Annotated in this window: 8 protein-coding genes and 2 tRNA genes; 6 read left to right on the forward strand and 4 right to left on the reverse strand. The window is 44.6% G+C overall.

Annotated features, from left to right (window positions below):
• Positions 1 to 3: 3 nt before the first annotated feature.
• A complete protein-coding gene (locus A9957_RS09505; RefSeq protein ID WP_096711622.1) occupies positions 4 to 702 on the reverse strand; it encodes a phosphoribosyltransferase in 699 nt (232 codons plus the stop codon).
• Between the two features lie 131 nt (positions 703 to 833).
• On the opposite strand from A9957_RS09505, the gene A9957_RS09510 reads away from it, so the two are divergent.
• The 4 genes from A9957_RS09510 (at position 834) to A9957_RS09525 (ending at position 3407) form a co-directional block, all read left to right on the forward strand.
• Positions 834 to 908: transfer RNA gene (locus A9957_RS09510), tRNA-Met, on the forward strand.
• 62 nt (positions 909 to 970) lie between these two features.
• Positions 971 to 1045: transfer RNA gene (locus A9957_RS09515), tRNA-Met, on the forward strand.
• A gap of 104 nt (positions 1046 to 1149) precedes the next feature.
• Positions 1150 to 2001, forward strand: a complete 852-nt coding sequence (locus A9957_RS09520) for a DMT family transporter (protein WP_096711498.1) — start codon at positions 1150 to 1152, stop codon at positions 1999 to 2001.
• An 86-nt stretch (positions 2002 to 2087) separates the two neighbouring features.
• Complete coding sequence (locus A9957_RS09525) at positions 2088 to 3407, forward strand: signal recognition particle protein Srp54 (RefSeq protein ID WP_096711499.1); 1320 nt, start codon at positions 2088 to 2090, stop codon at positions 3405 to 3407.
• Here the strand turns inward: A9957_RS09525 and rpiA are convergent, their stop codons facing one another.
• Together rpiA and aspS are read right to left on the reverse strand one after the other, a co-directional pair.
• On the reverse strand, positions 3408 to 4100 hold the full coding sequence (rpiA, locus tag A9957_RS09530; RefSeq protein WP_096711500.1) for a ribose 5-phosphate isomerase A: 693 nt from the start codon (positions 4098 to 4100) through the stop codon (positions 3408 to 3410).
• 12 nt (positions 4101 to 4112) lie between these two features.
• Positions 4113 to 5444, reverse strand: coding sequence for an aspartate--tRNA(Asn) ligase (gene aspS, locus A9957_RS09535; protein ID WP_096711501.1), 1332 nt, complete (start codon positions 5442 to 5444; stop codon positions 4113 to 4115).
• 254 nt (positions 5445 to 5698) lie between these two features.
• Here aspS and gyrB point away from each other — a divergent pair, with 254 nt between their 5' ends.
• Positions 5699 to 7603, forward strand: coding sequence for a DNA topoisomerase (ATP-hydrolyzing) subunit B (gene gyrB, locus A9957_RS09540; protein WP_105460579.1), 1905 nt, complete (start codon positions 5699 to 5701; stop codon positions 7601 to 7603).
• 11 nt (positions 7604 to 7614) lie between these two features.
• Positions 7615 to 10089, forward strand: a complete 2475-nt coding sequence (gyrA, locus tag A9957_RS09545) for a DNA gyrase subunit A (protein ID WP_292344033.1) — start codon at positions 7615 to 7617, stop codon at positions 10087 to 10089.
• A 206-nt stretch (positions 10090 to 10295) separates the two neighbouring features.
• Here gyrA and A9957_RS09550 read toward each other — a convergent pair whose 3' ends face one another.
• A complete protein-coding gene (locus A9957_RS09550) occupies positions 10296 to 10457 on the reverse strand; it encodes a transposase (protein ID WP_292344035.1) in 162 nt (53 codons plus the stop codon).
• Positions 10458 to 10469: the final 12 nt, after the last annotated feature.

Consider the following 10469-nt stretch of genomic DNA (forward strand, 5'->3'; position numbering starts at 1 on the left):
TTTTCAAACTTTTTTCCAGAATGTCTTGCCCCTTATGGTTTCGGAAGTTATAATTCCTCTTCTTTCCATCTCCCTGAGTACTTCAACAAGACGGCCGGGCTGGGCTATTTCAAAAGATATGGATTCCACTGAATGGTGTTTATAAAGAATATGTTTCAGAGCGGGAATGTCCCAGTATTCGGCTTCTTCACGCTCCATGGTGCCATTAATGATGTCGGTCATATCCTCGATGAAATTCCAGGGATAGACTATCCATGCCCATTCCTCCAATCTTTCACCACAATAATCAGGATCAATAGCAGAGTTATAGAGGTACTGGAGAGTAGCGGTCCTGATCTCTTTTGGTTCCTGCTTCTGAATATAATCCTTTGCATGAAGCATACTCTGGCCACTGTCTGTTATATCGTCCACAATCAGTACCTTCTTGCCGGTAGCGGCATTTTCTGCCAATGGGTAGCGTATCAGAGGTTCGTCCCCTGCAACGGCAGTTCCTGTATAGTGTTCGATCTTAAGGCTTGTAAGATCATCCAGTCCCAGGAAGTCACACATCACGCGACCGGCAAACCATCCGCCCCTGGCCAGTGCAATAATAATATCGGGTTCATAACCAGAATGTTTAACGTCTTCAGAAACGTCCCTGCAAAGATCATAGATGTAATCCCAGTTTGTAATAACACATTTGAATTTATCAGGTAATGCCATTAAATTTCCTCCTGCAATGGGCTGGTTTAACCGTGCTGTATTATATCTTTTTTCATGTAGTTTTTCCATGCACAACCTTTATGTACCATAATACCGTTATCAGGTTCCTCGACGCAATATAAGCCACCCGTAGCGGGGTGGGGTAGCCAGGAGATCCCGACGGGCTCATAACCCGTAGACCGATGGTTCGAATCCATCCCCCGCTATACATCTCTTAATTGGAGACGGCTGATTTTTGCTGTATTGTGTTGTTGAAGTATCCACCCGTAGCGGGGTGGGGTAGCCAGGAGATCCCGACGGGCTCATAACCCGTAGACCGATGGTTCGAATCCATCCCCCGCTATACACTCTTCTTTTGATCATATCACCTTTCATTTCAACTTTAAAGAGCATTGCCAGTTTGTTTAATATCGTCAAATTTAAGGGTCCAGACTCATTCTAGGGAATATGTTTCCATTTCCTGCTGAATTGCTAGTCGTAGTTTTTGGTCTTGCAGCTGCTATGTCCTGGGGTACGGGAGACTTCAGTGGCGGTATTGCAACCAGAAAGACCAGTGTTTACATAGTTGTTATGATAACCCAGTTCATAGGTTTCTTCTTACTTGTTACTACAGGCCATATAACCTCGGAACCCTTTCCTCTAGAAATTGATTATTTATGGGCCCTTCTGGCAGGGATATTTGGGAATGTAGGAATCCTTTCCCTCTACAAAGGCCTTTCATCGGGGAAAATGGGACTTGTAGCACCTGTTTCAGCGGTTGTTGCCGTTCTTGTTCCTGTTATTTATAGCCTTTTTACAGAAGGGTTACCTGCATTCCATAAAATTTTGGGATTTAGTATTGCTCTTGTGGGTGTGTGGTTGGTCTCAAGCAGCAGCAGTCTGGCTAAAATCAATACAGATGCTCTCAAACTCCCTTTTCTTGCAGGACTGGGATTTGGATTGGCTTATATCTCGATAAGCAATTTCAGTGGAGTCTCAATCTTCTGGACACTGGCAGTCGCTAAAATTGAAGGTGCAACAATATTACTATTGTTTCTACTCTCAAAAGGCCATCTATGCATACCGGCTAGAAAAGCGGCTCTGCCTATTCTTATCGCAGGTATTGGTGACACTGCAGGCAGTATCTTTTTCACAGCAGCAAGTCAGGTAGGAAGGCTGGATATTGCCACGATCACATCTGCTCTTTACCCGGCAGGCACAGTCCTGCTTTCCTGGATAGTGCTTGGTGAATATCTATCGTCCAGACAATGGATGGGCGTATTGATGGCTTTGTTTTCAGTTATTTTGCTATCTGTTTGATAGGGTACTGACCATTTGTCACAAAATAATTATATAAAACAATCGAGTATTATTGAAGCAGAAATTAAAAAAGGACGATCCCTATTATGGTAATGGACAAACTCAGTAATTCCCTGCAGGATGCCCTTAAAAAACTCGTGGGTGCCGGACGCATTGATGAGCGGACGGTAAACGATGTTGTAAAGGATATCCAGAGGGCACTTCTTCAATCCGATGTTAATGTCAAGATGGTGATGCAGCTTTCCAAGAGCATAAAGGAGCGAGCTCTTGATGAGGATGTTCCCCAGGGTATGAATCCCCGGGAACATGTGATACGCATCGTTTATGAGGAACTAATGAAAATTGTGGGTGAAGGTACCGATATCCCGCTAAAACCCCAAAAAATAATGATGATTGGATTGCAGGGTAGTGGTAAGACTACAACCACATCCAAACTTGCCCGCTATTTCCAGCGTAAAGGGCTCAAACCTGCTGTGGTCTGTGCTGATACTTTCAGGCCCGGGGCTTACCAGCAGCTTAAAACCCTTTGTGAATCCCTGAATGTGCCGTTCTATGGTGAAGAAGGCAATCCTGATGCTGTGGGTATAGTTGAACGGGGCCTTGCTGAAATAGACAAGTATGATGTGAAGATCATTGATACGGCAGGTCGCCACTCTCTTGAAAACGATCTTATAGATGAGATGGAGAGAATCCACGCAATTTCCAATCCTGATTACAAATTGCTTGTACTTGATGCCGGTATCGGCCAACAGGCAAGCGAACAGGCAAAAGCATTCAACGACTCAGTTGGGATTTCCGGTGTTGTGATATCAAAACTTGATGGTACCGCCAAAGGTGGCGGTGCTATGTCTGCTGTTGCCGCAACCGATTCCTCGATAGCCTTCATTGGTGTTGGTGAAACACCAGCAGACCTGGAAAGATTCGAGGCGGACAGGTTCATTTCCCGCCTGCTCGGGATGGGAGACCTCAGGTCCCTGATGGAAAAGGCCGAAGAAACCCTCTCAGAAGATGAACTCGATGTTGAATCCATGATGAAGGGAAAATTTACCCTCAAGGACATGTACAAACAGCTTGAAGCCATGAACAAGATGGGCCCCATGAAGCAGATCATGCAAATGTTGCCACTGGGCGGCATGGGGATGAAAGTTTCCGATGATGCTTATGAAGTTACAGGGCAGAAAATGGCACAATACAAAACCCTCATGGATTCAATGACAGAAGAAGAAATGACAAATCCACGTATAATAGGAAGTTCCCGCATTAAAAGGATATCCATAGGTGCTGGTTCCACTCCGGAAACCGTTCGTGAGCTGCTGAAATATCATAAACAGATGCAAAACGCCATGAAAGGTATGCGTGGAGGCAAATTTAATATGAAGAAAATGATGAAAAAAATGGGAATGTAATCATTCCCTCAGTTCTATTTTTCCGTCTTTGTAACCAATATACACCCTATCGGTATTGGTAAATATTCCGTGTTCTACGATTCCGACAACATTTGTCAGTTTATCTGCAAATTCCTGTGGATTTGGGATCTCTCCGAAAGCAGCATCCATAATGAAATTACCATTATCAGATATAACAGGCCCATCCTTTCTGGATGCAGGACGTATACTGGCTTCTCCGCCCATTTGAGCAACCTGTTGCTGTACAAGTTCACGGGCACAAGGCAGGACTTCCAGTGGAATAGCCATTGATATTGTTTCACTTATCTTTGAGTCGTCCACAACTACAATGAATTTGTTGGCAGAAAGGGATACTACTTTTTCCCGAAAGTGAGCACCTCCGCCTCCCTTTACCACATTGAGATCTGAATCGACTTCATCGGCACCGTCAATTGCAATATCAAGGACCGGATTTTCAGCCAGGCTTGTCAGGGGTATGCCTGCCTGTATCGCCAGCATTTCCGACTGGTAGGATGTAACAACTGCCCTTATATCCAGTCCCTTTTTGACCTTTTCTCCGAGGGCTTTTATTGCATAGGCAGTTGTGGAGCCGGTACCCAGCCCCACGATATTTCCGTCCTTCACAAGTTCTGCTGCGGCCCTGCCGGCGGCTTCCTTGCCCGGATGATGACTTTTTGTGTTTCTATCTGTCATTATCCTGCCTTCTTATGGGGAAAGACGCCTGCGGTCTCTGGGGAACAGTACGACATCGCGGATGTTCTCCACGCCAAGCATAGTCATCACAAATCTTTCACAACCCAAACCCCAGCCGGAGTGGGGAGGCATTCCGTAACTGAAAGCACGGAGATAGAAATCAAAGCCTTCTGGATCAAGTCCCTGATCTGCTATCCTGTTTTTGAGCATTTCCGGAAAGTGTATGCGCTGTGCACCGGAGGAGAGTTCCATGGTCCTGTGCATCATGTCAAAGGACTTGGAGAATTCAGGTTTTTCCTCGTAGGGCATGGCATAGAATGGTTTTATTTCGGTAGGCCAGTCTATGATGAAATAGTGTTCTTCCCCGGTTTCCTGAAATACATGTTCTCCGATGGTATGTTCGGAAAGGGTGGACAGGTCGTCTCCCCATTTCAATTCCTCTTCACCATGGGAATTGACAATCTCTATCGCTTCCTGATATGTCAGTTTGAGGAATGGGGTTTTCGGGACTTTGAGTTCAATTCCCAGTACTTCAAGAGCATCGGGTACGTTCTCTATTACCCGGGTGTAAACATATTCCACCATGTTTTCGAGGATTTCCATTACATCGAAGTGGTCGACAAAACTCGCTTCTATATCAATAGATGTAGCTTCGTTCAGGTGGCGACGGGTGTCGTGTTCCTCTGCACGGAAGATCGGTCCGATCTCAAATACCCTGTCCATTCCACCGGACATCAGGATCTGCTTGAAAAGCTGGGGGCTCTGGTTGAGGAAAGCCTCCCTGTCGAAATAAGTAATCGGGAAAAGGGCAGTACCTCCTTCGGTTGCTGTGGCCACTACCTTGGGACTTGATGTTTCCAGAAATCCTTCCTTTGCAAGATAATTCCTGACAGCATGCAGAACCTCATGTCTTATCCTGAATATGGCATTTGTTCTGCTTCTTCTCAGGTCTATGAAACGTGAATCCAGTCTTGTGTCGAGTTCAGCATCCACTTTTCCTGTGGTGTCCAGAGGCAGGGGAGATTCTGCTTCATTGAGCAGTTCAATCTCATCAGGTATCAATTCATAACCATTAGGAGCTTTTTCTTCGGGCTTAATAATGCCCCTGACAGAGATAACTGATTCCCGGATAAGTTTTCTGGCGAAATTAAACAGTTCCCTGTCAATTTTCTTCTTTACAAGAGTAACCTGGGCTCTTCCCTGTCTGTCCCTTAATACAACAAAACAGATTCCTCCAAGATCACGTACCTCATGTACCCAACCTGCAAGAGCAACCTTATCGTCTCCGATTTTACCGGGATCGATTTGTGTCGTATAATGCGTCCTTAAATTTGCCAATGACATTTGTTCACCTTGATTTTATTGATATTGTGAATATGATTTCTGGTCATTATCGGTTTTCCTCTTAAAAAACATTCCTGTAAATATATCTAACCATTAGTTAAAGGGTCCCGTAACAGATTATACTTAACTATTTAATAAATGAACACATAGGAGGAGCAAAACTCAATAGGAGACGCTAGCTACAGTTTTTGTGTTCTCTTTTTGTTTATTTTTTTGCATTTATTATTTAAATGGATTCATGGAGACAGAACGCAATGAGTGACAGAGATGTCTATGATGCGACCCATATTCAGGTGTTGGAAGGACTGGAAGCCGTACGCAAGCGACCGAGCATGTATATCGGAAGCATTGATGGGCGGGGTTTACACCATCTTGTTTATGAAGTAGTGGATAACAGTATAGATGAGGCCCTTGCAGGCTATTGTACCTCAATTGACGTTTCTATAAACAGGGATGGCTCGGTTACGGTCAGGGATGACGGCAGGGGAATTCCCACGGATATACATTCCCAATACAAAAAATCGGCACTTGAAGTTGTAATGACCATTCTGCATGCAGGGGGTAAATTCGATAAGAGTTCCTACAAGGTATCAGGTGGTCTTCATGGAGTAGGTGTCTCTGTTGTAAACGCTCTTTCTGAATGGAACGATGTTGAAGTTCACAGGAATGGCAAAATTTTCTATCAGCGTTACGTAAGAGGAAAACCTCTTGATGATGTTATCGAGAAAGGGGATACTGAAAGTACCGGTACATCGATAACTTTCAAACCGGATACCGACATTTTTGAAACAGTAGATTTCAATTTTGAAACCCTGGCCACAAGGTTAAGAGAACTTGCATTCTTAAATCGTGGAATTAAAATTGTAATAACCGATAAGAGATCAGATGAGCCCCTGCAGGAAGTTTTTGAGTATGATGGCGGTATCGTCTCTTTTGTTGAATATTTGAACAAGAGCCGCAATGTACTGCATGAACAACCTATATATTTTGAGAGGGAAAAGGAAGATACCCGGGTTGAAATCGCCATGCAGTATACAGACAGTTATGGTGAATATGTCTATTCCTTTGCAAATAATATCAATACCCACGAGGGGGGTACTCATCTGGCAGGTTTCAAGTCAGCCCTGACCAGGGTTGCCAATGATTATGCCAAACGCAACAACATTGCCAAAGGAGACATCAAACTCAGCGGTGATGATATCCGGGAAGGTCTGGCAGGAATCATCAGTGTTAAATTGATGGACCCTCAATTTGAGGGACAGACAAAGACAAAACTTGGAAACAGTGAACTTAAGGGTATTGTGGAATCCATGGTTTCTGAGGGTCTCTCGGAATTCATGGAAGAAAACCCCAAGATTGCTTCTGCTATCCTGCAAAAAGCAATGGATGCACGCAGAGCTAGGGAAGCGGCCAAAAAGGCAAGGGAATTAACGCGGCGTAAAAGTGCCCTGGAAGTCAGCACTCTTCCCGGCAAACTTGCGGACTGCTCTGAAAAAGACCCGTCGGTATCTGAAATTTACCTTGTGGAAGGTGATTCTGCAGGTGGTTCGGCAAAGATGGGGCGTGAGAGACGCTTCCAGGCAATTCTTCCGTTTAGGGGCAAAATATTGAATGTAGAAAAATCCCGTTTGTCCCGGATATTGAAGAATAATGAGATCCTTTCCCTGATCACTGCAATGGGAACGGGTATAGGGGATGAGTATGACCTCTCAAAGGCTCGCTATCACAAAGTAGTCATCATGACTGATGCCGATGTGGATGGCGCACATATACGCACCCTTATGCTAACTTTCTTTTTCCGCTACATGACTCCTTTGATAGATGCTGGGTATGTATACATCGCACAACCACCTCTCTACAGTATCAAGAAAGGTAAAAATCAACGATTTGCCTATACAGAGAGGGAAAAGGACAAAATAATCGAAGAGATTGGCGAAAAGGGTGTAAGTATACAGCGCTACAAGGGTCTTGGTGAAATGAATCCCGATCAACTGTGGGAGACAACCATGAATCCTCAGACACGCACTATTTTGCAGGTAACAATGGAGGATGCGGTCGCAGCTGATGGGATGTTTTCCATTCTGATGGGAGATGAAGTTGCTCCCAGACGTAAATTCATACAGGAGCATGCAAAGGATGTTATCAACCTGGATATATGAGGTGGTAGAAAATGGCAGACGATAATGATATAAATCCTCTCGATAAAAGTATCGAACAGCATGACGGGGAAGGTGGACGTGTAGTTCCGGTGCTTATCCAGGATGAAATGAAGCGTTCTTATATTGATTACTCGATGAGTGTTATTGTGGGAAGGGCCCTGCCTGACGCCCGTGATGGTTTGAAGCCGGTTCATCGTCGTATTCTTCATTCGATGAATGAAGCCGGGATAACCCATGATAAGGCATACAAGAAATCTGCCCGTGTAGTGGGTGATGTATTGGGTAAGTTCCATCCGCACGGCGATACTGCTGTGTATGACAGTCTGGTGCGTATGGTCCAGGACTTTTCCCTGCGTTATCCGTTAATAGACGGCCAGGGTAACTTTGGGTCTGTTGATGGTGATTCTGCTGCAGCAATGCGTTACACAGAAGTCCGCATGGATAAGATAACAACTGAAATGCTTGAGGATATCAAGAAGGGAACTGTTGATTTCAAGCCTAACTATGATGGTTCCCTGGAGGAACCTGAAGTCCTGCCTTCAAAGTTGCCCAACCTGCTTTTGAACGGCTCCACCGGTATTGCTGTGGGGATGGCTACCAACATGGCCCCCCATAATCTCCGGGAAGTAGTGGATGCTACTGTCAAATTGATTGATGACCCTGACACTGAACTTTCAGAACTTCTAAAGATCGTGAAAGGACCGGATTTCCCTACTGGTGGTATCATAATGGGTACCAGTGGGATCAAGAGTGCCTATGAGACAGGACGCTCCCCTATCCATCTGCGTGCTGTGACCGAGATAGAGGAGATGAAGAATGATAAATACCGCATTGTGGTATACGAACTTCCTTATCAGGTAAACAAGGCACGTCTTGTGGAATCCATCGCCAATCTTGTAAGGGATAAAAAAATTGAGGGTATTTCGGATTTGAGAGATGAATCCGGCAGGGAAGGTCTGCGGGTGGTTATTGAACTTAAGAAAGGAGCCAATCCCAAAGTCCTGCTCAACCAGCTCTACAAACAGACCCAGCTTGAAACCACATTTGGTATCATAAACCTGGCTCTGGTTGACGGGGTGCCCCGCGTTCTTAATCTCAGGGAACTGATCCAGATATATCTCAAACATCGTATAGATGTTATCACTCGACGTACAGCTTTTGATCTAAGAAAAGCCGAGGAAAGAGCACATATTCTCCAAGGGCTTAAAATAGCCCTGGATAACATTGATGAAGTTATCAAATTGATAAGAGGCTCAGCCACCACAGAGGAGGCAAGAGAAGGGCTTATAAGTAATTTTAATCTGGATGAAACCCAGGCTAAAGCCATTCTGGATATGAGGCTGCAGCGGCTGACTGGATTGGAGAGGGAAAAGATCGATGAAGAGTATAATGGTCTAATCGATATGATTGCCGATCTTAAGGACATCCTTGCAAATGATGAGCGTAAATATGCGATTATTAAGGATGAAGTTCTGGAGTTGAAAGATAAATATGGTGATGAGCGCAGAACCCTTATTCAGGGTAGCCGTGAAGAACTTGCGGATGAAGACCTCATACCCGAGGAAGAAGTGGTTGTAACCTCTACCCAGAGTGGTTATATCAAGAATATTCCTCTCCAGACATATAATATGCAGCATCGGGGTGGTCGTGGTGTGAGAGGTATGGAAACAAAGGAAGATGACACTGTGGGAAGCATCTTTGTGGCTTCTACCCATGATTACATCCTCTTTTTCACAAATCGCGGTAAGGTTTACTGGCAAAAGGTCTATGATATTCCCCGGGGAAGTCGCCAGTCCAGAGGGAAGGCTATTGTTAACCTACTTGAACTTGCTGAAGGTGAATCAGTAAATGCCATGATCCCGGTACATGATTTTGAAAAGGATCGCTACCTTTTCATGGGTACACGTGATGGGACCGTAAAACGTTGCAGTCTTTCGGATTTCAGTAATCCACGCCGTGCCGGTATTATTGCGATTTCCCTGAAAGAGGGGGATGAACTTGTAAATGTTCTCCAGACCGACGGAAATCAGGATATAATGCTGGCTTCAAGGCATGGTAAAGCCCTCCGTATCTCTGAAGAAGATGTGCGTGTGATGGGCAGGACGGCACGTGGTGTGAGGGGTATGAAACTGACAGGTGCGGATGTTATTGTAAGCCTGGATGTTGTAGATTCTGATGCTACCCTGCTGACTGTTACAGAGAATGGTTTTGGCAAACGCACGCCATTTGATGAGTACCGCACCCTTCGTCGTGGAGGGCAGGGAGTGATAACCATTTTCACTGATATGCGCAATGGTCCCGTGGTCACTGTAAAAACAGTGGAAGATGATGATGAGATCATCCTTACAAGCTCTGCCGGCATTGTGATACGTATCCCTGTGACAGATATTAGGGTGCAGGGACGTAATACAAAGGGTGTAAAAATTATGAATATCAGGGAGAAGGATAAATTGGTTAGTTTGGCCAGAATTAAAAAAGAGGAGTAAGTGTAGCCTTTAAGGTTACACTTATTTCCCGTAGCATTTTTTCAGATGTTGTGTAGATGTGGGGTTTTGTCATATAACTTACTGCAAGGGGTTGCAACGAAAATCGGGTCCACAACTGTCCAGGTGCCTGTCAGGAGAGTATCCGTTGCGAATATGAATTTCGCTTGTTCCTCTTTTATCATGATAGAGTAAGAATACCACCGTTTTCAAACGGTGGATAAATTACACCCTCTATTGTTGTTACCATCTATGTATTTCTGAATCGTTTCAGCAGATACTTGACCGTGTGTTCCTATGTAGTAACTTGGAGACCACAAATGCTTTCCCAAAAATTCTTTTTTTCGCAGTTCAGGGAATTTTTGAAATATTCTTTTTGTAGT

Source organism: Methanohalophilus sp. DAL1, assembly GCF_001683555.1.
GTDB lineage: Archaea > Halobacteriota > Methanosarcinia > Methanosarcinales > Methanosarcinaceae > Methanohalophilus > Methanohalophilus euhalobius.

What these genes read in the sequence shown, in the direction of transcription:
- A9957_RS09520 (WP_096711498.1), top strand. Translation starts at nt 1,150, where the DNA reads ATGTTTCCATTTCCTGCTGAATTGCTAGTCGTAGTTTTTGGTCTTGCA.
- rpiA (WP_096711500.1), bottom strand. Translation starts at nt 4,100, where the DNA reads ATGACAGATAGAAACACAAAAAGTCATCATCCGGGCAAGGAAGCCGCC.
- A9957_RS09525 (WP_096711499.1), top strand. Translation starts at nt 2,088, where the DNA reads ATGGTAATGGACAAACTCAGTAATTCCCTGCAGGATGCCCTTAAAAAA.
- aspS (WP_096711501.1), bottom strand. Translation starts at nt 5,444, where the DNA reads ATGTCATTGGCAAATTTAAGGACGCATTATACGACACAAATCGATCCC.
- gyrA (WP_292344033.1), top strand. Translation starts at nt 7,615, where the DNA reads ATGGCAGACGATAATGATATAAATCCTCTCGATAAAAGTATCGAACAG.
- gyrB (WP_105460579.1), top strand. Translation starts at nt 5,699, where the DNA reads ATGAGTGACAGAGATGTCTATGATGCGACCCATATTCAGGTGTTGGAA.
- A9957_RS09505 (WP_096711622.1), bottom strand. Translation starts at nt 702, where the DNA reads ATGGCATTACCTGATAAATTCAAATGTGTTATTACAAACTGGGATTAC.